Origin of the sequence: Cereibacter johrii (genome assembly GCF_001720585.1) — a bacterium.
Lineage (GTDB): Bacteria > Pseudomonadota > Alphaproteobacteria > Rhodobacterales > Rhodobacteraceae > Cereibacter_A > Cereibacter_A johrii.
In genome coordinates, this window is record NZ_MABH01000112.1 from 1 (window position 1) to 23,560 (window position 23,560).

The following is a 23,560-nucleotide window of genomic DNA, read 5'->3' on the forward strand; positions in this document are numbered from 1 at the left end:
CGCGCCATCACCAGCGCGAGCGGGCCCAGCGTCAGCGCGGCCAGCGCCGCGGCGACGATCAGCGCGCCAGCGCGTCTTGCCATTCGGCCAGCGCCTCGGGCCGGAGGGCGAGTGCCTCGTCAGCCGGCAGCAGAAGCGAGGTCTCGGGCTGCACCAGCGTCTCGAACCCCTCGGGCAGGCCCGCGGCGGGCAGTTTCGCCGGATACATCCAGTTCGTCGTGGGCAGCACCGACTGCACCGGCTCTTCCAGAAGGAAGGCGAGGAAGCGGTCGGCCAGCTCCGGCTGGTCGGTCGCGGCGAGCTTTCCCGCCACCTCGACCTGCAGATAGTGCCCCTCGCGGAAGGCGGCCGCGGTCTTGGTATCGTCCTCCTCGGCGATCAGATGGTAGGCGGGCGAGGTGGTATAGCTCAGCACCATGTCGGCCTCGCCCTCCATGAAGAGACCGTAGGCCTCGGACCAGCCGGGCGTCACCGTCACGATATTGTCGGCAAGCCCCTGCCAGATCTCGGGCGCGCGGTCGCCGTAGGCCGCCTTCACCCACATCAGAAGGCCCAGCCCCGGGGTCGAGCTGCGCGGATCCTGAATGACGATTTTGGCGTCCGACGCCGCCAGCTCCTCGAACGAGGCCGGCGCATCGGCCATCTTGCGGTCATGGATGAAGGCGAACCAGCCCCAGTCGAAGGGCAGGAACAGCGGATCCTCCCAGGCCACCGGCAGATCGAGCGGCGCGCTCACGCCATGCGGGGCAAAGAGGCCGGTCCCGGCTGCCGCCGCCGTGAGGTTCGTGTCGAGGCCCAGCACCACATCGGCCTCGCTCCGCGCGCCCTCGAGCTGGAGCCGCGCCAGAAGCGCCGCGCCGTCGCCCGCGGCGACGAAGCGCAGGTCGCAGGCGCAGATCTCTTCGAAGGCCTTCTCCACCGCGGGGCCCGGGCCCCACTCCGAGGTGAAGCTGTCGTAGGTCAGCACCGTCAGCACGGGCGTCTCGGCCGCGGCCATTCCCGCAGCCAGCGCAACACAGGAAACAACGATCGGAAGTCTCATCTCATCCTCCTCTTCGACGCGGAACGGAACGGGATGAGGAGCCATGCACCTTCCCTCCGCCGGTCCTAACCGGGTCAGGTTCAACGGGTTCGCACGCAGCGTCTCAGCCCTTTCGGGCACCCCGAGGTGGGACAGACCATAGCGGGGCGGCCCGCCGCCGCAACAGGAAAGCCGCACAAGGCGCCAGAATCCGGTTCCCCGACGGGCGCATCTGTCCTATGGCTCGGCCAAACGGGGACGGACGTCATGAGCTTCAATACTTTCGGCCACATCTTCCGCGTCACCACCTGGGGCGAAAGCCACGGGCCCGCGCTCGGCGCCACGGTGGATGGCTGCCCGCCCGGCATCGCGATCGAGGCCGAGGCGATCCAGCACTGGCTCGACCGCCGGAAGCCCGGCCAGAACCGCTTCACGACCCAGCGGCAGGAGCCGGATGCGGTCAGGATCCTGTCGGGCACCTTCGAGGGCCGCTCGACCGGCACGCCGATCCAGCTCATGATCGAGAACACCGACCAGCGGTCGAAGGACTATGGCGAGATCGCCCAGAGCTTCCGGCCGGGTCACGCCGACATCGCCTATCACTGGAAATACGGGCTGCGCGACTATCGCGGCGGCGGGCGCTCCTCGGCGCGCGAGACGGCGGCGCGGGTCGCGGCGGGGGGTGTCGCGCGGGCGGCGCTGGCCGCACTGGTGCCGGGCCTGCGGATCGAGGGCTACATGGTCCAGATCGGGCCCCATGCCATCGACCGCGCCCGGTTCGATGCAGCCGAGATCGAGCGCAACCCCTTCTGGTGCCCCGATCCCGATACGGCCGCGCTCTGGGCCGACTATCTCGACGGGCTGCGCAAGGCGCACGATTCGGTGGGCGCCATCGTCGAGGTGCGGGCCTCGGGCGTGCCGGCGGGGCTCGGCGCGCCGATCTACGGCAAGCTCGACAGCGACCTCGCCGCGGCCATGATGACGATCAACGCGGTGAAGGGTGTCGAGATCGGCGAGGGGATGGCCGCGGCCTGCCTCACCGGCAGCGCCAATGCCGACGAGATCCGCATGGGTCCCGAGGGGCCCGAGTTCCTGACGAACCATGCGGGCGGCATCCTCGGCGGCATCTCGACCGGGCAGGATGTGGTGGTGCGCTTTGCGGTGAAACCCACCTCCTCGATCCTGACCCCGCGCCGCTCGGTCACGACCGACGGGCGCGAGGTGGAGGTGGTGACGAAGGGCCGCCACGATCCCTGCGTGGGCATCCGCGCGGTGCCGGTGGGCGAGGCGATGATGGCCTGCGTGCTGCTCGACCATCTGCTCCTCGACCGCGGCCAGACCGGCGGTGCGCGCGGCACGATCGGCTAGCGCCGGGCGGCTTCGGGCACCCGCGAGAGCTGCACGGCAAGGATCCCCGCCGCGATCACGACAACGCCCGCCACGTCCCAGATCCCCATCCGCTCGCCCAGAAGCACCGCCGCCACGGCCACGCCGAAGAACGGGTTGAGGAAATGGAAGGTCGCGCCGCGGACCGCGCCGATCCGGCCAACGAGCAGGAACCAGACCCAAGTGGCGAGCAGCCCCGGCACCAGCGTGGTGTAGGCGAAGGCCGCGACGAGGCTGCCGCTCCACTGCACCTCGAGCGGGGTCTCGACCAGGAGCGCCACGGGCGCCAGCGCGGCCGAGCCCACCAGCATCTGCAGGCCCACGATCATCAGGAGGTTGCCGCCCGACGAGGCGACCCGCACCGTCAGGGTGGCGGCCGTCAGCGCGATCACGCCCGCGACGCAGAGGACAAAGCCCAAGGCATCCTCGCCGCCCGAGAGCCGCGTGCCCATGATGAGCGCCACGCCCGCCATCCCCGCCAGAAGCCCCAGCGCCGTGATGGGCCGCAGCCGCTCGTGCAGGAAGATCCAGCCCGCCAGCGCCACGAGGAGCGGCATCGTGGAGGCGACGATGGCGGCGAAGCTCGCGCTCACCCAGCGCATCGCGACGAAATTGAGCCCGAGATACAGCGCGTTCTGGCAGAGGCCGAAGATCACCACGCCGCGCCACTGCGCGGGGCTGAGCCGCGCCGATTGCCCCAGCGCCGCGCCGAGGGCCAGCGCGATCAGGCCCGAGCAGAGAAAGCGCAGCGAGAGCGCGCTCAAGGGCGGCGCCTGCGCCACGATGATGCGCGCCGAGGCGAAGGCCGAGGACCACATGAAGGCAAAGGCGAGGCCCATGCCGATGCTGCGCAGATCCATCCGGTCCCTCCCACGAAAAAGGGCCGCCGGATGGCGACCCTCGAACGGCTGCCGTGCCGGATCGCCGGCTCAGGCGTTCACGCTGTCCTTCAGCGCCTTGGCGATGGTGAATTTCACCTGCTTGTCGGCGGCCTTGGTCACTTGCTCGCCGGTGGCCGGATTGCGCACCTGACGCTCGGGCCGCTCGCGGCAGACGACCTTGCCGAGGCCCGGCAGCGTCACGGCACCGCCGGCGGCCACTTCACGGGCGACGATCGAGGCGATCGCATCGAGGGCCGCGTTGGCCGTCTTCTTGTCCGAGCCCATCTCGTCAGCAAGGGTCGCGACGAGCTGCGTCTTGGTCATCGGTTTCGACATGAGAGTCTCCTGGTCTTGCCCCGCTGGACGCGGGGTCTGTTCCTGCCTCTGGGGGCGAATTCAAGGGCTACACCTTGTTTTGCAGCATAAAGCAAGCCCTATTCCCGGCTTGTCGCCGCGTCAACTCACTACAGGAACGCCGTTTCCTCAAAGCTGCGCAGCTTTCGACTGTGGATGCGCTCGATCGGTGTCTCGCGCAACATTTCCATGGCGCGAATTCCGATCCTCAGGTGCCGCGCCACCTGCGTCCGGTAGAAGTCGCTCGCCATTCCCGGCAATTTCAACTCCCCGTGCAGCGGCTTGTCGGAGACGCAGAGGAGCGTTCCATAGGGCACGCGGAAGCGGAAGCCGTTCGCCGCGATGGTCGCGCTCTCCATGTCGAGCGCCACGGCGCGGCTCTGGCTCAGCCGCTGGACCGGGCCCGACTGGTCGCGCAGTTCCCAGTTGCGGTTGTCGATGGTGGCCACCGTGCCCGTCCGCATGATGCGCTTGAGCTCGTAGCCCTGAAGCTGCGTCACCTCCTCGACCGCATCCTCGAGCGCGATCTGGATCTCGGCCAGCGCCGGGATCGGCACCCAGACCGGCAGATCGTCGTCGAGCACATGGTCTTCGCGCAGATAGGCGTGGGCCAGCACGAAATCCCCGAGACTCTGCGAGTTCCGCAGGCCCGCGCAATGGCCCACCATCAGCCAGGCGTGCGGCCGCAGCACCGCGATATGGTCGGTCGCGGTCTTGGCGTTCGAGGGGCCGACGCCGATGTTGACCAGCGTGATCCCCTGCCCGTCCGGCCGCTTGAGGTGATAGGTGGGCATCTGCGGCAGGCGCGGCAGCAGCGCGAGCGGCGTCTCGGGATCGGTGATCTCCTGATCGCCGGGGCCCACGAAGGCGCTGTAGCCCGAGGCGGGATCGGCCAGCGCCGCCCGCCCGATCGCCTCGAACTCGTCGACATAGAACTGGTAGTTGGTGAAGAGGACGTGGTTCTGGAAGTGGCGCGGGTTCGTGGCCGTGTAATGGGTGAGCCGCGCGAGCGAATAATCCACCCGCTGCGCCGTGAAGGGCGCGAGCGGCTTCGAGCCGTCGGTGTTGCTGAGGCGGCTGCCGTTCACGATATCGTCGTTGGTGGTCGAGAGGTCGGGCACGTCGAACACGTCGCGGAGCGGATAGGACAGCACCCCCTCCTGCGGCACCGAGACCGACGGGTCGTTCGCCACCGCGAAATGCACGGGCATGGGCGTGGCCGAGACGCCGATCTCGACCGGCACCCCGTGGTTCTGCATCAGGAGATCGATCTGCTGGATCAGGTAGTTGCGGAACAGGTCCGGCCGCGTCACCGTCGTGGAATAGGAGCCGGGCTCGGCCACATGGCCGAAGCTCAGCCGGCTGTCCGCGCGGGTGAAGCTCGTCGTCGTGAGCCGGATCTCGGGATAATAGGCGCGCACCCGTCCGCCGGGGCGCCCCCCGGTGGCCGAGGCGCTGAAATGGCCGGACAGGAAGCGGGTCGACCGGACGTAGATCTCTTCCAGCCGGTCCACCGCCCGCGCGGGATCGGTGAAGGTCTCGCGGGGCGGCACCTCGGGGACGAGAAGGGGAAGGGGCGCGTCGCTCACGGGTCTGTCTCCTGTCGCTGCCTGCCGAGAGGATGCGCAGGCTCGCGCGCGGGGATCAAGCCTCCGCAGGCACCGATGCGGCGCGGGATCGAGCTGCCGCTGCCACCGGACCCGCATGGGGACCGCGCCTCCGCAGGCGCCGGCCCCGCGCTGGATCGAGCCGCCGCCAGGACCGGATCCGCACAGGGACCGAGCCCTCGCGAAGACCGGGCGCCGCGGGGGGATCGCTCTATCGCAGGCGGGATCCCGACGGGGGGCAAGGCCTCCGCGGGCCCCGCTTCAGGCGCGGCGGGCTCGCCCCTTGCAGCGGCGTTGCCGCGCGCGGATAGTGGCGGCATGAAGACGCTTCTTTCCCTCGGGCACGGCTATTCCGCTCAGGCTCTGGCCCACCGCCTCCTGCCGCAGGGCTGGACGGTGATCGGCACCACGCGGAGCGCAGCCAAGGCCGCGGATCTCGAGGCCGGCGGCATCGAGCCGCTCCTCTGGCCGGGCGATCTCGGGCCGGCGCTGGCGCGCGCCACCCATATCCTCGCCTCGGCCGCGCCGGGGCGGGACGGCGATCCGTTCCTCGCCACCCATGGCGCAGAGCTGGCACGGGCCCGGGCGCGCTGGGTGGGCTATCTCTCCACCACCGGCGTCTATGGCGACCATGCCGGCGGCTGGGTCGACGAGGACACGCCCCTCACCCCCTCGACGGAGCGGGGGCAGGCGCGTGTCGGCGCCGAGCAGCAATGGCAGGCGCTGGGGCTGCCGCTCCACATCTTCCGCCTCGCGGGTATCTACGGCCCCGGCCGCGGCCCGTTCGAGAAGGTCCGCGACGGCACAGCCCGGCGCATCGTGAAGCCGGGGCAGGTCTTCAGCCGCATCCATGTGGCGGATATCGCGCAGGTGCTCGAGGCCTCGATGCAGCGTCCCGATCCGGGCGCCGTCTACAATGTCTGCGACGACGATCCCGCCCCGCCCGAGGATGTGCTGGGCTATGCGGCCGAGCTGCTCGGCCTGCCGCCTCCGCCCGAAGTGCCCTACGACGAGGCGGAGATGACGCCGATGGCGCGCAGCTTCTATGCGGAATCGAAGCGGGTGCGGAACGACCGGATCAAGGCGCGGCTGGGCATCGCGCTTCTTCACCCCGACTACCGCTCGGGCCTGCGCTCCCTGCTCGCCGGAGGCGACTGAGGCGCCCCCGCGGCCTCAGGGGAACCCGGGCGCCGCGCGCAGGATGCCCGTCTCGCGGCCGCGCCAGTTCGTCTGGATCGCATCGAGCCGCTTGCGCGCCGCCGGATGCTCCGGATCGAGTAGCCCGTGCCGCACGAGCAGGGCGGCGATGGCCGCCTCCGAGGCGCGGGTCGAGCCGTCCACGATCTTCAGCGCGATGCCCAGCCGCTTCTCGGGAACGATGGCCACGAAGACCGCTTCCGCGCCTGTCTTGATCGCGGCGCGCCCGCCCATGGCCCGCATGAGTTCGGTGCAGGCGCGGCCCTCGCCCGCCACGAGATCGGGATGGGCGATCATCGCTTCGACAAGCCGCGCCGCCGACCGCTCGCGCACGCCCCCGCCGGTGGAGGCCCCGGCAAAGAAGGCCATGGCGCGCGCCAGCCCCGCCACGGTGGTCGCGAAGTTCGGCGCCGAGCAGCCGTCGATCCCGTAGCCGGGGCTGGCCTCGTCCGTCACCTCTTCGAAGGCTGTCCGCACCGCCTGCTGCACCGGATGGTCGATCTCCACATAATCCGGCCCGGCCTTCAGATGCTGCGAGAGCATCAGGAAGCCCGCATGTTTGCCCGAGCAGTTGTTGTGGATCTGGCAGGGCTCCTCGTGCGCCCGGATCAGCCGGTCCCGCTCGGCCGTGTCGGCGGGCATGTGGGCGCCGCAGCGCAGGTCCGCCTCGCCGAGGCCCAGATCCGACAGCCAGCGCCCGACATGGCCGGTATGAAGCTCCGCGCCCTGATGGCTCGCACAGGCCAGGGCCAGACGCTGGGACGACAGCCCCGCCCCGGCCCCGGTCTCGAGAAGCGGCAGGGCCTGCATCATCTTGCAGGACGAGCGCGGGAAGATCACGGTCCCGGGATCGCCCCAGGCCTCGACCAGCCCGCCGTCCGCGCTCCACACGGCGGCATGTCCCGTGTGCCAGCTTTCCAGAAGCCCGCCGCGCCAGAGCTCCACCATCCTCGCCGGATCCGTCATGACATCCCCTCACAGCTGCGCGATTTTGTGCCCAAGAGGCCTTTTGTCCGGCGCAATGCTTGCGCTAAGAAGCGTTATCGGGTTGAAACGGCCTGCGCTACTCAAAAAGGTCGTCACAAGGCGGCGTGGTGGAGCGGGCAGAGGCACTGGCAGCTGGAGGCTGTGAACGATGAGAACCACGAAGGGGCGCCTGCTTCCGGCGGCGGCGATTGTCCTCGCCTGTCTCGCGACGGGTGCGGCCGCTCAGGAATCCACGAACCGCGTCGCGACCAAGACGGACTGGAGCGTGTTCGCCGAAAGCTCTCCCAAGGAATGCTGGGGCGTCTCGAGCCCGAAGCAGACCCAGGCCACGCGGGACGGCAAGGCCGTCGACGTGCGCCGCGGCGACATCCTGCTGTTCGTGACCTATCGTCCGGGCTCGGGCGCCAAGGGCGAGATCTCGTTCACCGGCGGCTATCCGTTCGCGCCGGGCTCGACGGTCAACGTCGACATCGGCGGCACCACGTTCGAGCTCTTCACCGACGGCGAATGGGCCTGGCCTGCCAATGCGCAGGACGATGCCTCGCTGCTCGCGGCGATGAAGCGCGGCAGCACCGCCGTCCTGACCGCCCGCTCGGCCCGCGGAACCCAGACCAAGGACACGTTCTCGCTCTCGGGCTTCACCGCCGCGATGTCCGACGCCGAGACGCGCTGCAAGTAAGCGCGTCTGCCACCGGGCGGGCCCTGCCGCCCCTGACCTGCCCCGGCCCTGCCGGGGCCTTGTCATTTGCGGGACCCGGGTTCCGTTTCCGCCCCGAATCCCCTATATGATGCGCTTCCCGCTTCCCGAGGCTTAGCCATGACCGCCAACGCTCCGATCATCCAGGACGTGATGACCCTGCCGCGCAAGCTGCCGGAGGGCGGGCCCGTGAACATCGTGGGCCTCACGCGCGAGGAGCTTCTGGCCGCCCTCGTCGCTGCGGGCACGCCCGAGCGGCAGGCGAAGATGCGGGCGGGACAGGTCTGGCAATGGGTCTATCACTGGGGTGTGCGCGACTTCGCGCAGATGACGAACCTCGCCAAGGACTACCGCGCGCTCTTGGCCGAGCATTTCGCCATCGTCCTGCCCGAGGTCGTCACCCGGCAGATCTCGGCGGACGGCACGCGGAAATATCTCATCCGGATCGCGGGCGGGCATGAGGTCGAGACGGTCTACATCCCCGAGGAAGGCCGCGGCACGCTCTGCGTCTCCTCGCAGGTGGGCTGCACGCTGACCTGCTCCTTCTGCCACACCGGCACGCAGAAGCTGGTGCGCAACTTGACGGCGGGCGAGATCGTGGGCCAGCTCATGCTCGTGCGCGACGATCTCGGCGAATGGCCCGAGCGGGGCGCGCCCAAGGACGAGACGCGGCTCGTGTCGAACCTCGTGCTGATGGGCATGGGCGAGCCGCTCTACAATTTCGAGAATGTCCGCAACGCGATGAAGGTGGTGATGGACGGCGAGGGCCTCTCGCTCTCGCGCCGGCGGATCACGCTTTCCACCTCGGGCGTCGTGCCCGAGATCGCCCGCACCGCCGAAGAGATCGGCTGCCAGCTCGCCATCTCGTTCCACGCCACGACCGACGAGGTGCGCGACATTCTGGTGCCGATCAACAAGCGCTGGAACATCCGCACGCTTCTGGACAGCCTGCGCGACTATCCGCGCCTGTCCAACTCCGAGCGGATCACCTTCGAATATGTCATGCTCGACGGGGTGAACGACACGGATGCGGATGCCCGGCGGCTGGTGAAGCTGATCTCGGGGATCCCCTCCAAGATCAACCTGATCCCCTTCAACGAATGGCCGGGCGCGCCCTACCGCCGCTCGACGCCCGAGCGGATCGCGGCCTTCGCCGACATCATCTACAAGGCAGGCTATGCCTCGCCGATCCGCACCCCGCGCGGCGAGGACATCATGGCGGCCTGCGGCCAGCTCAAGTCCGCGACCGAGCGCGCCCGCAAGAGCCGGGCCCAGATCGCCGCCGAAACCGGCCTCTGAACGGGCCGGCGGCCGTGATCCTTCCCAACCCGCTCGCCCGCCGGCTGTTCCTGCATCTCCACGCCCTTGCCGAGCCGCCCACCGGCCCGGCCAAGGGCGAGGCGCTGCTGGCGCTGATTGACCGTCTGGGCTTCGTCCAGATCGACAGTATCTCGACCGTCGCCCGCGCCCATCACATGATCCTCTTCGCGCGCCGGCAGGCCTACCGGCCCGAGGCGCTCGACCGGCTGCTCGCGCAGCGCCACCTGTTCGAACATTGGACCCACGATGCGGCGGTGATTCCCGCCCGCTTCTTCCCCTTCTGGCACCATCGCTTCCGCCGCGACCGGCCGCGGCTGCTGGCCCGCTGGCGCGGCTGGCAGCGCGAGGGATTCGAGGAGCAGTTCGATGCGGTCCTCGCGCGGATCGCCGAGAGCGGGCCGGTCTCGGCCGCCGAAGTGGGCGAGGAGGAAGAGCGCGGCACCGGCGGCTGGTGGGACTGGCACCCGTCGAAGGCCGCCCTGGAATATCTCTGGCGGGTGGGCGAGCTTTCGATCACGCGCCGCGACTCGTTCCGCAAGGTCTACGATCTGACCTCCCGCGTCATCCCGTCCGCGTGGCTCGGGATGGATCCGGGGGATGCCGCGACGATCCACTGGGCCTGCTCCGAGGCGCTGGACCGGCTCGGCTTCGCCACCTCGGGCGAACTGGCCGCCTTCTGGGCCGCCGCGAGCCCCGCCGAAGCGCAGGCCTGGTGCCACGACGCGCTTGCCCGCGGCGAGATCGTGGAGGTCCGTGTCGAGGGGGCCGACGGCAGCCTCCGGCGCAGCTACGCCCGACCGGAGGTGGTCGCGCTGGCCGAGGCTGCGCCCGATCCCTCGCCACGGCTGCGGATCCTGTCGCCCTTCGATCCGGTGCTGCGCGACCGGGCCCGCGCCGAACGGTTGTTCGGCTTCCGCTACCGGATCGAGGTGTTCGTGCCCGAGGCCAAGCGCACCTACGGCTATTACGTCTTCCCGATCCTCGAGGGCGACCGGCTGATCGGCCGGATCGACATGCGCGCCCACCGCGAGAGCGGCAGCCTGCGCGTGCGCGCGCTCTGGCCCGAGGCGGGGGTGCGGCTGGGCTCGCGCCGGCTCGGGCGGCTCGGAGCCGAGCTCGACCGTCTGGCGCAGTTCGCGGGCTGCGATCAGGTGAAGTTCGAACCGGACTGGCTGCGCGAGACGCTGCCCGAGGGGAGCGCAGCCGGAGACTAGCGGCAGGTCGCCTTCGGGGCGCGCAACGTGGTCTTGCGGGGATCCTGCCCCCGGGGCAGCTCGGGATCTCCGTCGCACGAGGTCCGGCCCATGGCCGCGCTGCCGGCTCCCCCGCTCAGGGCCTCCGCCGCGCCAGCACCGGCCCCTCGCCGGCCGCAGCGATCCGGGCGATGGCGGCCTCCGTCTCCTCCTCGATCACGCCCATCACATAGCCGGTGGCATGGATCATGCGCCGCGCATCCACGGCCATGGCGACATGACCCTTCCAGAACAGAAGGTCTCCCGCCTGCAAGTCGCCGGAAACCTCGGTGCCGACCGTCTGCTGCAGGTCGCTGTCGCCGGGGCAGTCGATCCCGCAGGCCAGAAGCGCCGCCTGCGCGAGACCCGAGCAATCGATGCCCGCCCGGCTGTTGCCCCCCCAGAGATAGGGCGTGCCGTGAAAGAGCCGCGCCACGGCCACGGGGTCGGAATGGAGCCGATCCAGCGGCCACAGATGGCAGGCGGGCACCCAACCCATTGTCGTCTGCAGAAAATCTCGCGCTTCGCCAATGACCGTCAGCCGCGCGCCGAAGCTGAGGGCGGCGATCTCATGCGCCTGCACCCGCGGTTCGGGATAGAGATGGCTCGCGGGCACCGTGACGCGGTGGGTGGCCATCTCGGGCGCCGCAAGCGCGGCCTCGGGCAGCCAGCCGCAATAGCCGTCCTTGGCGGCGCGGCCGAAGGCATGGCCCTCGCGCCGGTCGATCACGAGGATCTCCTCGCCCAGCAGGAGCTGCCGGTCCCGCGGCCCCCCCGGACGGGCCAGGAGATCCACGACCGGCAGGCCGATCCGCGCCGGCGCGCCGTCGGTGAAGCGCGGGGCCGCCACCTGCCCCTTCAGCGAGACATGGGCCACCTCGCCGCTGTAGGGGGTCGTCCGGCGATCCATCACAGGCCCAGCATCCGCGGCAGCGCGGTGAGGATCGCGCGCGCGCCCTGCCCCACGCCGCCCTTCGGCCGTGCCGGCGCATCGGCGGGCGTGTGTCCGTAGATGTCGAAATGCATGTAGCGGGGATTTTCGACGAAGCGGCGCAGGAAGAGCGCGGCGGTGATCGAGCCCGCGAAGCCGCCCGAGGGGGCATTGTCGAGATCCGCGATGCCGGGCTCGATCAGGGCCTCGTAGGGCTCCCAGAAGGGCAGGCGCCAGACCGGATCGCAGGCGGGGCCCGCCGCGGATTGCAGCGCCGCCGCCAGATCCTCGTCATCGGTATAGAAGGGCGCGAGATCGGGGCCCACCGCCACCCGCGCGGCCCCCGTCAGCGTGGCCATCGAGACGATGAGATCGGCCTCCTCCTCGTCGGCCAGCGTCAGCGCATCGGCGAGGATGAGCCGCCCCTCGGCATCGGTGTTGTTCACCTCGACCGTCAGCCCCTTGCGCGAGGTCAGGATGTCCTTCGGGCGCATCGCATTGCCGGATATGGCATTTTCCACCGCCGGCACCAGCACGCGCAGCCGCACCGGCAGCTCGAGCGCCATGATCATCTGCGCAAGTCCCATGACGGTGGCGGCCCCGCCCATGTCCTTCTTCATCAGGAGCATGCCGGTCGAGGGCTTGATGTCGAGCCCGCCCGTGTCGAAGCAGACGCCCTTGCCCACCAGCGTGACGCGCGGCCCGCGCTCGCCCCAGCGCATCTCCAGAAGGCGCGGCGCGCGGGTCGAGGCGCGGCCCACGGCATGGATCATGGGCAGATTGCGGTCGAGGAGCTTGTCGCCGCGGATCACCGCGGTCTCGGCGCCGAACCGGTCGGCGAGGGCAAGGAAGGCCTCCTCCAGCTCCTGCGGCCCGAGATCGGAGGCGGGCGTGTTGATGAGGTCGCGGGTCAGCGCCTCGGCCTCGGCCATGGCAAGGAGCCGCGCCCCTTCGCAGCCTGCCGGCAGCTTCAGGCGCGCCTTCGGCGGCTTCGTCCCGGTGCGGTAGCGCGTGAAGGCGTAGGTGGACAGAAGCCAGCCCAGGGCCGCCTCGCCGGCCGCTTCGGGCGAGAGATCGCCCTCGAGATGCCAGTCCCCCTCCGGCAGGGCCGCAAGCCCGCGCGCGAGGCCGAAGCGGCTGCGGGCGCGGGCCCTGGCCGTGCCTGATCCGAGAACCGCGGCCGCGATGCCGCCGGCCGCATCCGGCAGGAGGCGCAGCTCGCCCAGCGAGGCCTCGAAGCCGGTGGCGGCAAGCCAGGCGCGCTCGGCCTCGGTCCGGCCGCCGAGCCAGTCGGCCAGCGCGTCGGACGCAACGACATGGACCGGGCGCGAAGCCGCGGCGGGATCGGCAAAGGAAAGGGGCATGGCTCGTTCCGGAGGACTGGACAATCCGGGCGAGCCTAGCCGTTCCGGCGCTACCCGCAAGCCCCGCCGGTCAGAGGCTGAGGTCGAGCAACTCCTTGTCGGAAGCCAGCGACCGCTCTGCCACCCGGAGCAGCCGGGCCCAGATCGCGGCGAAGGCGGTCATGTCGCCCAGCTCGACGGCACCGCGCGCATCTGCCGCAACGAGGCCGAGGCTGACCATCCCGAGGTTCTCGCACATGCGCTGCAGCCGCCGCAGACGCCGCGGGATCCCGCCCAGATCGCGCACCCTGACCTGATGCGAGAGCGCGGCGATCGTCATTGCCAGTTCCGCAAAGGCACGATTCACGATCTGCTCGGCAGCCTTGGTGCCCATTTCGCGATACATGGCGGCAATGGGCTCCGCATCCTGCCGCACGCGATCCACCGGCCTCAGGGCCATAATCATGCAGGTCATCCCACCTGTCCCCCTACACACCCAGGACCAGCCTGCGTGCGGCCGCTGAACAAAAGGTTGCGGCGCCCTGAAAAAATCCCTCGAATTTTCCCCGGCCGCCCCCTATTCAAGCGCGTGGACCTGACTGAGGACGACGCAATGCACAATGCGAGGCCGCTTCCGAACTACCTTGTCCAGCGTTTCCACGGCTGGCGCGCCACCACCTTCGCCGACAACAAGTCCTGGTATCGCCGGCTCTCCGAGAGCGGGCAGCATCCACGCGCCATGGTGATCTCCTGCTGCGACTCGCGCGTGCATGTCACCTCGATCTTCGGCGCGGACGAGGGCGAGTTCTTCATCCACCGCAACATCGCCAATCTGGTGCCGCCCTACAGCCCCGACGGGAAGCAGCACGGCACCTCGGCCGCAGTCGAATATGCGGTCACCGCGCTCGGCGTGGCCCATATCGTGGTGCTCGGCCATTCGAACTGCGGGGGCGTCAAGGGCTGCCACGACATGTGCTCGGGCAAGGCGCCGCAGCTCGAGGAGACCTCGAGCTTCGTCGGCCGCTGGATGGACATCCTGCGCCCCGGCTACGAGCGGGTGAAGGACCTGCCCGAGGAGGAGCGCGTCACCGCGCTGGAGAAGGAGGCCGTGCTGGTCAGCATCGGCAACCTGATGACCTTCCCCTTCGTGCGCGAGGCGGTCGAGCGCGAGGTGCTGACGCTGCACGGGCTCTGGACCCACATCGGCGAGGGATCGCTCGAGCAATACATGCCCGGCCAGGGCTTCGTGCCGGTCTGAAGAGGAAAGCCCGCGGCAGGAGCGCCTGCCGCGGGCTTCGCAGTCCCGGAGGAAGAGGGGCCCGAGCGCGGCCCCGTCCCCGTCTCAGCCCTTCTTCAGGCAGCGGTTGCCCAGAACCTCGGCGATCTGCACCGCGTTCAGCGCGGCGCCCTTGCGCAGGTTGTCGGACACGCACCAGAGGTTCAGCCCGTTGTCGAGGGTCGAGTCCTGCCGGATGCGGCTGATGTAGGTGGCGTAATCGCCCACGCATTCGACGGGCGTGATGTAGCCGCCGGCCTCGCGCTTGTCGACGACGAGCACGCCCGGAGCCTCGCGCAGGATGTCGCGCGCTTCCTCTTCATCGAGGAAATCCTCGAACTCGATGTTGATCGCCTCGGAATGGCCCACGAACACGGGCACCCGCACGCAGGTCGCCGTGACCTTCACCTTCGGATCCAGGATCTTCTTGGTCTCGGCCACCATCTTCCACTCTTCCTTGGTGGAGCCGTCCTCCATGAAGCTGTCGATGTGCGGGATCACGTTGAAGGCGATCTGCTTGGTGAACTTCGAGGGCTCGACCTCCTGACCGGGGACGTAGATACCCTTGGTCTGGTTCCAGAGCTCGTCGATGCCGGCCTTGCCCGCGCCCGAAACGGACTGGTAGGTCGAGACGACGACGCGCTTGATCTTGGCCCGGTCGTGCAGCGGCTTCAGCGCCACGACCATCTGCGCGGTCGAGCAGTTGGGGTTGGCGATGATGTTCTTGGCCTTGTAGCCCTCGATCGCATCGGCGTTCACTTCCGGCACGATCAGCGGCACCTGCGGGTCGTAGCGGTAGAGCGACGAGTTGTCGATCACGACGCAGCCCGCGGCCGCAGCCTTCGGCGCATAGATCTTCGTCGCGTCCGAGCCCACCGCGAACAGCGCGATATCCCAGCCGGTGAAGTCGAAGGTATCGAGATCCTTGGTCGTCAGGGTCTTGTCGCCGAAGCTCACCTCGGTGCCGAGAGACTTGCGGCTCGCCAGAGCGGCAATCTCCTCCACCGGAAACTCGCGCTCGGCGAGGATGTTCAGCATTTCACGGCCCACGTTGCCCGTGGCACCCGCGACGACGACCCTGTAGCCCATCGGGGACCCCTCTTCTCATGTCGGAATGACGCGCCCCCATAGCGCAACGGGGGTCACGGGGAAAGCGGAATCGGGCCGGAGAGACTTGGCGCGCAGGGCGGTGCGCTGCGCGGGACCCACCCTGCGGGGCTCAGCCCGGGGATCCGCGCAGCGTGAAGCGCGGGTCGCTCTCGAGCAGGGCCTGCACGAAGCGGGCCTCGGCGCCGAAATCGTGCGGCACCTGCGCGGCGGTCCGGCTCCCCGTGAGCGACAGGCTCGCGAAGAAATCGAAGCCGTAGAGCGTGACCGAGGCCGCACGGCTCCGCGCCAGAAGGTCGATCGTCATGAGCCCGGTCGAGGGCGGCGCGGCCAGCCGACGCTTCAGATCCTCGTAGTCCGCGCGGGAGTGGAGGTAGAAGCCCCGGCGGCTCGCCACATGCCACTGCAACCGCTTGCGCTTGGGCGACATCCAGAGCGTGAGCCGCGGCGCGAGCCGCTCGAGCGCCTCGGCCTGAAGCGAGGTGGCGAGCGCCAGCGCGTCCGTCCGCGTGCCGTGGCTGGCCGCGGCCGGCATCGGCGCGCGGTTCAGCCGGATCACGAGGTCGGCCGCGTCGATCTCGGGGCCGAAGGCCGCCTGCGACAGGCTGCGCGCATTGCCGACCAGCGCGATCCGTTCGGTGGCAAAGCGGGCAAGCAGCGCCTCCTCCGGCAGCGAGAGGGCCGCCAGCGGCGCCTCGCGGCGGAAGGTGCGGGCGAAGAGAAATCCGAGCCGCGTCATGCAAGAAGCCTCCGGTAGAGCGCGACGAGGGCCGCCGCCTCATCCTCGATGCGGAACCCCTTGAGGGTGCGCGCCCGGGCGGCCTCGGCCATCCGGCCGCAAAGGGCGGCATCGTCGAGGAGCGCCGCCACCTCCGCCACCATGGCCGCGAGATCGCCCGGCGGCACGAGCCGCCCCGTGTCCGCGCTCACCAGCTCCTCGAAGGCGCCGACGCGCGTCGCCACCACCGGCACGCCACAGGCCATCGCCTCGAGCGGCGTGAGCCCGAAGCCCTCCCACCGCTGCGGGGCCACATAGAGATCGAGCGCGCGATACCAGTCGGGCATCCGATCCACCGTGACCTCAGGCCGGAACAGGATGCGCTGGCCCAGCCCCGCGGCCTCGACCTCGCGGCGGAGCCCGTCGAGGAACGCCTGATGCTCGCCCACCGCGCGCCCCATCACCACCGCAGCCACGCCCGGCCGCTCGGGCAGAAGCCGCATCATGGCATGGACGAACACATCCGTGCCCTTCTGCGCCCGGATCCGGCCGTAGCAGCCCACAAGCACCGCCTCGGGCAGGCCCAGCCGCGCCCGCACCTCGGCCCGGTCGCCGGGGCGGAAGGTGTCGGTATCGATCCCGTGCAGGATCACCTCGGCGGGCCGCTCGAGATAGGAGGCCGTCCGGCGCGAGGTGGCGACCAGCGCATCCATCCGCCCGATCAGCCAGCGCGTGTAGCCCGTGTGCCGCCGCTGCGAGGCCGAGGTGAAGAGAAGTTTCAGCCGTCGGCGCAGGAGATGGCGCAGCGCGAGGCCCAGCAGCATCTCGGTGTTGCGCCGGGCGTGCCAGACCCGCCAGCGGTCGCGCGGCAGGAACGGCAGGCGCCAGAGCGGCAGATGCGGAAGGTCCGCAGGCAGGCCCGGGCCGGTGGCCGCGATGCCGATCAGGCGCGCCTGCACCGGCACCAGCCGCGCGATGGTGGCCGTCACCCCCGAGAGGCGGCGCTTGAGGTTGGGCGCGATGACCTCGATCCGATCCGGCTGCACTGGCATGGTGTCCCCCCGAGGCTCTGGTTAGCGCAGAGCGTGGCGGACGGAAAGTCAGTCCGTCCGGTCGCGGCTGACCGCATAGATCGCGCAGCCCGCAAGGATGAAGAGCGCGAAGAACAGGAAGAGCGCGGCATAGGGCGCGGCGGGCGGCACCGGAGCCACCGCTCCGTGGACCGCGCCGGTCGCGAACTGCATGAGGCCGGGCGAGGCGATCCCGAAGAAGTTGAGCAGCGTCACCCCCCGCCCGGTCAGGTGCGGCGGCACGAAGGCGCGGCCGTGGGCGATGACCATCGGGAAGGAGGCGCCGAAGAAGCCGATCCCCGCGAAGAGCAGAAGCGCGGGCCAGCCGCCCGTCGCGGGCCAGGCCCAGAGCGCGAGCAGGCACAGGGCCGTCAGGAGATTGCCGCCGAGGATCAGCCCCTTGCGGGTGCCGAGCAGGCGGTCGAGCGGCCCGTAGGCGAAGCTGCCCGCCACCATGGCAAGGCCCATGACCAGCGTCGCGCGCCCGATCTCGGCGGGGGCGGCGCCGAAGGTGTCGGCATAATAGGGCCCGATCCAGAGCCCGCGCAGGCCCGCTGCCGGCGCGTAGCAGACCACCATCATGGCGAGCACGGGCCAGAGCGCGGGCATCCGCAGCAGATCGAGCATCGAGCCCCGGGCCGGGCCCTCGACGCGGGCCGGATCGCGGACGAGGATCCCGATCGCCGCGGCCGCGGCCAGCGTCACGCCCGCCAGCGCCATCAGCGTCTCGCGCCAGCCGAAGGTCTCGACCGCCGAGGCGAGCGGCACCGAGCCCGCGATATTGCCGAGGCTGCCGATCCCCACCACGGCCGCGGCCAGCGTGCCGAAGAGGGCCGGGCTGAAGCTGCGCGCGAAGATGTAGTAGCTCGCCATCAGCACGGGCGAGCAGCCGATGCCGATCAGCGCCATGGCGGCCATCAGGGCCCCCGGCCCCTCGGCCTGCGCGAAGACGAGCGCCCCGCCCGCCCCTCCGGCGCCGAGGAGCACCATCGAGGTCAGCCGCGGCCCGATCCGGTCGAGCGCCCAGCCCACCGGGAACTGCATCAGCGCGAAGGCCAGAAACCAGATGCCCGAGGCGGCCGCCAGATCCTCGGCCGAGACGCCGAGCTCGGCCTTCAGCGTGGGGGCGAGCACCGCGAGAAAGGCGCGGTAGAACTGACTCAGCACATAGGCCAGCACGAGGCAGGCGATCCCGGCGCGCATCACGTCTCCTCCCGCTCGCGGATCCGAGGTATATCCGCCGCCGCGGACAGGGCAAGAGGCCCCGCCATTCGCGCTTCGCGAATGGCAGGCGCCGCGTCTGGGTCAGGCCGGGTGCAGCGCGGGGCTGCGGGTCTCGCGGATGGGCAGGTGGACGATGGCCGAGAAGGCGCCGACGCCCACGCCGATCCACCAGACCATCGTATAGTCGCCGGTCATGTCATACATGCGCCCGCCCAGCCAGACGCCCATGAAGCTGCCGAGCTGGTGGCTGAGGAAGACGAACCCATAGAGCGTGCCCATGTAGCGCAGGCCGTAGAGATGGGCCACGAGCCCGCTGGTGAGCGGCACCGTCGCCAGCCAGAGCGCGCCCATGCTGAGCGAGAAGAGAAGGACCGTGGTCGGCGTCATCGGCACGAGGATGAAGAGCGCGGCGGCGAGAGTGCGTCCGGTATAGATCGCGGCCAGCAGATATTTCTTGGAATAGCGTTTGCCGAGCCAGCCTGCGGTGATCGTGCCCACGATGTTGGCCAGCCCGATCAGCGAGATCGCCAGCGCGCCCAGCGCCGAGGTGGTGGTGATCCCCAGCGCCGCCAGCGGGCCGCGCGGATCGATCGCCCCGCACATCTCCGTCACGAAGGCGGGGAAGTGCGCGGTGATGAAGGCCAGCTGATAGCCGCAGGAGAAGAAGCCCACGAAGATCAGCGTATAGGACGGGTCGCGGAAGGCCCGCCGGAGCACCGTGCCGAGCGACTCCTCGAGCTCTGCCTTCGTCGCGGTGACCGGCGCGCGCATGAAGGGCAGCGCAAAGAGCGCGGCAAGGATGACGCCTGCGAAGATCAGGAACACCGTCTGCCAGCTGTAGAAGCCCAGCAGGATCTCGGCCGCCGGCGCCCCGAAGACCTGCCCCGCCGAGCCCGCGGCCGTGGCGATGCCGAGGGCGAGCGAGCGATGCTCTGGCGCCGTGGCCCGTCCCACCACCGCAAGGATCACGCCGAAGCCCGTGCCCGCGATCCCGAACCCCACCAGCACCTCGAGGAACTGGTGCTGGAGCGGCGTCACGGCGAAGCTCGAGAGCACGAGACCCGCCGCATAGGTCAGCGCGCCCGCGACGATGGCCCGGCGGTCGCCGAACTTCTCGGCCAGCATCCCGAAGATCGGCTGGCCGATGCCCCAGGCGAGGTTCTGGATCGCGATGGCCATCGAGAAGTCGGCCCGCGGCCAGTCGAACTCCTCGGCGATGGGGATCTGGAACACGCCGAAGCTGGCGCGGATCGCGAAGCCGAGCATCAGGACGATGCAGCCCGAGATCAGGACGGGCGTGAAGATCGGAGATTTGGTCATGGGGGATCCGGGCGGACTGGGGGCGGGCGCAGAGCCTGCTCCGGCCAATGTCGCCGCGTCAAACGCTATTTTCTGATGTTTCGTGTCAGGATCCGTTATGAGACCCCTTCGGTCATCCGCGCTTCGTGGGGGGAGGCGGCGGGGCACCGCCCCTCACGGAAGAGGAAGGCGGCCGCCCCAGCCCCCGCGTCGCGAAACGGCCGTCCGCAGACCTCCTTCTGCCAGAGGGCTCAAGTGGGGTCGGAACGGCCCCGCCCTTTCCCTGCAGCCTTTGCAGGCTCCGTCGTGTCCCTCTGTATCGGGCCTTCCCGGACAGCACCGGCAAGGATCCTCCCGAAGGCCGACCGACGGCGGCAGGGGGATGCCGGCGGGGCGGAAACGGCGCGCCCGACAGGATGCACCGGCCTGTCGGAGGGGAACCGCTGCCTTGGGCCGTCGCTTGATGGGGGAAGGCAAGAGGACGAGGAGGCAGCATGTCGGACTGGTGGCGCGGCTCGGTGACCTATCAGATCTATCCCCGCTCGTTTCAGGATTCCGACGGCGACGGCGTGGGCGACCTGCGCGGCATCATCGAGCGGCTCGACCATGTAGCCTGGCTCGGGGCCGACGCGATCTGGCTCTCGCCGATCTTCCCTTCGCCCATGGAGGACATGGGCTACGACGTGTCGGACTATACCGCGATCCATCCGCTCTTCGGCTCGATGGAGGATTTCGACGCGCTGCTTGCCCGGGCGCACGAGCTCGGGCTCAAGGTCATCATCGACCAGGTTCTGAGCCATTCCTCCTCGGCCCATCCGTTCTTCCGCGAGAGCCGGCGGAGCCGCGACAATCCCAAGGCCGACTGGTATGTCTGGGCCGACGCGCAGCCCGACGGCAGCCCGCCGAACAACTGGCTGTCGGTCTTCGGCGGCTCGGCCTGGGAATGGGACGCGCAGCGGCGGCAGTACTATCTGCACAACTTCCTGATCTCGCAGCCCGACTTCAACTTCCACAATTCCGAGGTGCAGGACTGGCTTCTCGAGCAGATGCGCTTCTGGCTCGACCGGGGCGTGGACGGCTTTCGGCTCGACACGGTGAACTTCTACTTCCACGACGCCGAACTGCGGTCGAACCGGCCGAACCCGCAGAACGGGCCGATCCCGCCGGTCAATGCCTACGACATGCAGGACCATGCCTTCTCGAAGTCGCGGATCGAGAATATCGCCTTCCTCCTGCGGATGCGGAAGCTGCTCGACGACTATCCGGACCGGGCCATGGTGGGCGAGGTGGCCGACGGGCTGCGCGGCCTTGCGATCATCGCCGAATATACCAGCGGGACAGACCGGCTGCACATGGCCTACACGTTCGAGATGCTCTCGCGCACCTTCACCGCCAGCCATTTCCGCAGCCGGATCGAGGAGTTCTTCGCCACCGCGCCGCATGGCTGGCCCTGCTGGGCCTTTTCCAACCACGATGTCGTGCGCCATGCGACACGATGGGCAGGCCACGGGGCAGAAGATGACGTGGCGCGGCTCGCGGCGGCCATGCTCCTGTCCTTCGAGGGCTCGGTCAGCCTCTATCAGGGCGAGGAGATCGGCCAGACGGAAACCGAGCTGCTCTATGAGGAGCTGACCGATCCGCCGGGCCTCCGGTTCTGGCCCGAGGAGAAGGGCCGCGACGGCTGCCGCACGCCGATGGTCTGGGACGACGGGCCTGCGGGCGGCTTCACCACCGGCACGCCGTGGCTGCCGGTGAAGCCGCCGCAGCTGGCCCGGAACGTGGCGTCGCAGAAGGGCGTCCCCGGGTCGGTGCTGGAGACCTACCGCGCGCTTCTGCAGTTCCGCCGGAGCCAGCCTGCGCTGATCCGCGGCCGCAGCCGGTTCTTCGACCTGCCCGAGCCGATGCTGGGCTTCACCCGGACGCTCGAGGGCCAGTCGCTCGCCTGCTTCTTCAACCTCGGCATCGAGCCCGTGTCGGCGACCCTGCCGGGCCATGGCGGGCTGATCGGCCCGGCACAGGCCGCCGTGCTCGAGGGCGACCGCCTCACCCTCGGGGCGAACGGCTACGCCTTCCTGCCGGCTCCCGAGGATGCCAGCGTCAGCTGACCCATGGCGGCGGCAAGCCCGCCGAGCGTAGAGGCCGCGGCGGGCAGGAGCCGCGCCTGCACGCCCTGCGCGGCAAGCGCCGCGCCATAGCGGGCGGCGAGCGCCTCCTCGCCCACCAGCACGACCGGCTGACCCAGCCAGTAGCTGCGCGCGCCCACGAGCTCGAGCCCGATCAGCAGCCCCGAGAGCCGCGCCCGCGCCGTGGCGGCGGGCAGATCCTGCAACAAAGCCTCGGCCCTGAGCCCGAACAGCTTCGCGCCGAGCTTCTGGGGATGGGACATGCCGTCCGACACGGCCGCGAGGAAGGCCTCGTCGTCCCAGCCCTCCGCCGCGAGCCCGTGGCGCAGCACCGAGCGCTCCGAAAGGAGGGCGAAAAGCTCTCCGGTCAGGAAGCTGCGAAAGCTCACCACCTCGCCGGCCGAGACCTGCGCCCATTTGGAATGGGTGCCGGGCAGGCAGATCACCCCGTCGAAGGATCCGAGCAGCGCCAGCGCGCCCGCGATCTGCGTCTCTTCTCCGCGCATCACGTCGGCGGGCTTCGCCTGCGCCAGCCCCGGCACGATGCGGACCGCGATCCGGGGATCCTCCGACGGCACCGGCACCAGCGCCTGCGGATCGACAGGCGCGCAGGGCAGGCTGCGGTAGGGCGCCTCCTGCCAGCCCTGCCGCGCGCCCGCCATGCCGCAGATCACCACCGGCACCGGAGGCCCGTCGCCGAGCCACGGGCCGATCAGCCGCAGGAGCGCCGCCTCGAACCCGCCCGCAGGAACCTGCCCCATGCCCTCGTCCGACCGGGCCTCGGCCAGCACGCCCTCCGCCCCCATCGCCCAGACGCGCAGACGGCTCGTGCCCCAGTCGGCGGCGATCCAGCCGGGCCTCATCCCGTCACCACCACGCCGCCGTCGATCACCAGCGCCTGCCCCGTCATCATCCGCGAAGCCTCCGACGCGAGGAAGAGCACGCCCCCCACGATATCGGCGGGCACCAGCGCCTCCTTCAGGCACTGGCGGTCGAGATGGGCCTGCAGCCCTTCCTCGGTCACCCAGAGATCCTTCTGCCGCTCGGTCAGCACCCAGCCCGGGGCCAGCGCATTGACCCGGATCCGGTCGGGCCCGAACTCGCGCGCGAGGCTGCGGGTCAGGCCGTTGATGCCCGAATTGGCGGTCGTGTAGGCCGGATAGCCCGCATTGCCCATCATGTAGGAGATCGAGGAGAAATTGATGATCGACCCGCCGCCCGCGGCCTTCATGCCGGGAATGACGGCCTGCGCGGCAAAGAAGTAATGCTTGAGGTTCACCGCCTGCGCGCGATCCCAGTAATCCTCGGTCACCTCGGCGGTCGTGTGACGGTCGTCGTGGGCGGCCGCATTCACGAGAACCCGGATCGGCCCCTGCCGCTCGGCCACCTCGGCAAGCGCCTGCCGCAGCGCCGGAATGTCGGTCACGTCGCAGGGCAGGAACAGCGGCCGCGCGCCGGTCTCGGCCTCCATCCGGTCGCAGAAGGCGGTGGCGTCGGAGCGCTGGACGAAGGCCACCCGCGCGCCCTGCCGCAGGAAGCCCTCGGTCAGCGCCGCGCCGATGCCCGAGCCGCCGCCGCTGAGGAAGAACGAGGCCCCCTTCAGGTCGGGAAAGACGGGATGGGCGGCGGGTGTGTCTGTCATGGGGAACCTCCGGTCGGGGGAGCGGCCGCGGGGCGGATGCCCGGGCCAGAGGACACCCGCGCGGGGCGCCAGTGCCGCATCTTGTCGCCCGAGGCCGCGGCGGGCGTCAAGGCTGCTGCGGTGCGGCCTCCATTGACCTCGGGGC

General features: G+C 70.2%; 22 protein-coding genes and 1 riboswitch. Of the genes, 7 read left to right on the forward strand and 15 right to left on the reverse strand.

The features are described from left to right. Positions 1–58 precede the first annotated feature (58 nt). On the reverse strand, positions 59–1,042 hold the full coding sequence (gene thiB / locus A9O63_RS08325) for a thiamine ABC transporter substrate binding subunit (protein ID WP_069331507.1): 984 nt from the start codon (positions 1,040–1,042) through the stop codon (positions 59–61). Positions 1,043–1,076: 34 nt separating this feature from the next. Next, positions 1,077–1,176, reverse strand: a riboswitch (TPP riboswitch). A gap of 112 nt (positions 1,177–1,288) precedes the next feature. Here thiB and aroC point away from each other — a divergent pair. After that, a complete protein-coding gene (gene aroC / locus A9O63_RS08330; protein ID WP_069331508.1) occupies positions 1,289–2,389 on the forward strand; it encodes a chorismate synthase in 1,101 nt (366 codons plus the stop codon). Here aroC and A9O63_RS08335 read toward each other — a convergent pair. From A9O63_RS08335 to A9O63_RS08345, 3 genes are all read right to left on the reverse strand, one after another. Then, a complete protein-coding gene (locus tag A9O63_RS08335) occupies positions 2,386–3,267 on the reverse strand; it encodes a DMT family transporter (RefSeq protein ID WP_069331509.1) in 882 nt (293 codons plus the stop codon). The genes aroC and A9O63_RS08335 overlap by 4 nt on opposite strands. A 69-nt stretch (positions 3,268–3,336) precedes the next feature. Then, positions 3,337–3,624 (reverse strand): HU family DNA-binding protein, encoded by a 288-nt coding sequence (locus A9O63_RS08340; RefSeq protein ID WP_002721993.1) that lies wholly within the window; start codon positions 3,622–3,624, stop codon positions 3,337–3,339. 128 nt (positions 3,625–3,752) lie between these two features. Further along, the gene (locus A9O63_RS08345; protein WP_069331510.1) at positions 3,753–5,231 is read right to left on the reverse strand and encodes an AMP nucleosidase; all 1,479 of its coding nucleotides are present in this window, start codon (positions 5,229–5,231) and stop codon (positions 3,753–3,755) included. A gap of 336 nt (positions 5,232–5,567) precedes the next feature. Here A9O63_RS08345 and A9O63_RS08350 point away from each other — a divergent pair, with 336 nt between their 5' ends. Further along, the gene (locus A9O63_RS08350; RefSeq protein ID WP_069331511.1) at positions 5,568–6,407 is read left to right on the forward strand and encodes an SDR family oxidoreductase; all 840 of its coding nucleotides are present in this window, start codon (positions 5,568–5,570) and stop codon (positions 6,405–6,407) included. Positions 6,408–6,422: 15 nt separating this feature from the next. Here A9O63_RS08350 and A9O63_RS08355 read toward each other — a convergent pair whose 3' ends face one another. Next, positions 6,423–7,412: an asparaginase gene (locus A9O63_RS08355; RefSeq protein ID WP_069331512.1), complete on the reverse strand. Its 990-nt coding sequence runs from the start codon at positions 7,410–7,412 to the stop codon at positions 6,423–6,425. 169 nt (positions 7,413–7,581) lie between these two features. On the opposite strand from A9O63_RS08355, the gene A9O63_RS08360 reads away from it, so the two are divergent. From A9O63_RS08360 to A9O63_RS08370, 3 genes are all read left to right on the forward strand, one after another. Further along, a complete protein-coding gene (locus tag A9O63_RS08360; protein WP_069331513.1) occupies positions 7,582–8,112 on the forward strand; it encodes an invasion associated locus B family protein in 531 nt (176 codons plus the stop codon). 138 nt (positions 8,113–8,250) lie between these two features. Continuing rightward, positions 8,251–9,429 (forward strand): dual-specificity RNA methyltransferase RlmN, encoded by a 1,179-nt coding sequence (gene rlmN, locus A9O63_RS08365; RefSeq protein ID WP_069331514.1) that lies wholly within the window; start codon positions 8,251–8,253, stop codon positions 9,427–9,429. Positions 9,430–9,443: 14 nt separating this feature from the next. After that, entirely contained in the window at positions 9,444–10,664 is a 1,221-nt protein-coding gene (locus tag A9O63_RS08370; protein ID WP_069331515.1) for a winged helix-turn-helix domain-containing protein, read from the forward strand. Between the two features lie 115 nt (positions 10,665–10,779). Here A9O63_RS08370 and A9O63_RS08375 read toward each other — a convergent pair whose 3' ends face one another. From A9O63_RS08375 to A9O63_RS08385, 3 genes are all read right to left on the reverse strand, one after another. After that, positions 10,780–11,592, reverse strand: a complete 813-nt coding sequence (locus A9O63_RS08375) for a C40 family peptidase (RefSeq protein WP_069331516.1) — start codon at positions 11,590–11,592, stop codon at positions 10,780–10,782. Continuing rightward, entirely contained in the window at positions 11,592–12,977 is a 1,386-nt protein-coding gene (locus tag A9O63_RS08380) for a leucyl aminopeptidase family protein (protein ID WP_069331517.1), read from the reverse strand. The genes A9O63_RS08375 and A9O63_RS08380 overlap by 1 nt, the downstream gene beginning before the upstream one ends. A gap of 70 nt (positions 12,978–13,047) precedes the next feature. Beyond that, on the reverse strand, positions 13,048–13,431 hold the full coding sequence (locus A9O63_RS08385; protein ID WP_069331518.1) for a hypothetical protein: 384 nt from the start codon (positions 13,429–13,431) through the stop codon (positions 13,048–13,050). Between the two features lie 138 nt (positions 13,432–13,569). Here A9O63_RS08385 and A9O63_RS08390 point away from each other — a divergent pair, with 138 nt between their 5' ends. Continuing rightward, a complete protein-coding gene (locus tag A9O63_RS08390; RefSeq protein ID WP_069331519.1) occupies positions 13,570–14,214 on the forward strand; it encodes a carbonic anhydrase in 645 nt (214 codons plus the stop codon). An 84-nt stretch (positions 14,215–14,298) separates the two neighbouring features. Here A9O63_RS08390 and A9O63_RS08395 read toward each other — a convergent pair whose 3' ends face one another. The 5 genes from A9O63_RS08395 to A9O63_RS08415 form a co-directional block, all read right to left on the reverse strand. After that, positions 14,299–15,321, reverse strand: coding sequence for an aspartate-semialdehyde dehydrogenase (locus tag A9O63_RS08395; RefSeq protein WP_069331520.1), 1,023 nt, complete (start codon positions 15,319–15,321; stop codon positions 14,299–14,301). Between the two features lie 130 nt (positions 15,322–15,451). Then, on the reverse strand, positions 15,452–16,078 hold the full coding sequence (locus A9O63_RS08400) for a glycosyltransferase family 29 protein (RefSeq protein ID WP_069331521.1): 627 nt from the start codon (positions 16,076–16,078) through the stop codon (positions 15,452–15,454). Continuing rightward, positions 16,075–17,109, reverse strand: coding sequence for a glycosyltransferase family 4 protein (locus A9O63_RS08405; RefSeq protein ID WP_069331522.1), 1,035 nt, complete (start codon positions 17,107–17,109; stop codon positions 16,075–16,077). Before A9O63_RS08405 ends, A9O63_RS08400 begins: the two co-directional genes overlap by 4 nt. A 48-nt stretch (positions 17,110–17,157) precedes the next feature. After that, positions 17,158–18,330, reverse strand: a complete 1,173-nt coding sequence (locus tag A9O63_RS08410) for an MFS transporter (RefSeq protein WP_069331523.1) — start codon at positions 18,328–18,330, stop codon at positions 17,158–17,160. 102 nt (positions 18,331–18,432) lie between these two features. Beyond that, on the reverse strand, positions 18,433–19,671 hold the full coding sequence (locus tag A9O63_RS08415) for an MFS transporter (protein WP_069331524.1): 1,239 nt from the start codon (positions 19,669–19,671) through the stop codon (positions 18,433–18,435). 473 nt (positions 19,672–20,144) lie between these two features. Between A9O63_RS08415 and A9O63_RS08420 the strand changes: the two genes are divergently transcribed. Beyond that, positions 20,145–21,755 (forward strand): alpha-amylase family glycosyl hydrolase, encoded by a 1,611-nt coding sequence (locus A9O63_RS08420; RefSeq protein WP_069331525.1) that lies wholly within the window; start codon positions 20,145–20,147, stop codon positions 21,753–21,755. Here A9O63_RS08420 and A9O63_RS08425 read toward each other — a convergent pair. Both A9O63_RS08425 and A9O63_RS08430 read right to left on the reverse strand, forming a co-directional pair. Further along, complete coding sequence (locus A9O63_RS08425; RefSeq protein ID WP_069331526.1) at positions 21,713–22,636, reverse strand: 2-dehydro-3-deoxygalactonokinase; 924 nt, start codon at positions 22,634–22,636, stop codon at positions 21,713–21,715. The genes A9O63_RS08420 and A9O63_RS08425 overlap by 43 nt on opposite strands. Continuing rightward, a complete protein-coding gene (locus A9O63_RS08430) occupies positions 22,633–23,415 on the reverse strand; it encodes an SDR family NAD(P)-dependent oxidoreductase (protein ID WP_069331527.1) in 783 nt (260 codons plus the stop codon). The genes A9O63_RS08425 and A9O63_RS08430 overlap by 4 nt, the downstream gene beginning before the upstream one ends. Between the last annotated feature and the right edge of the window lie 145 nt (positions 23,416–23,560).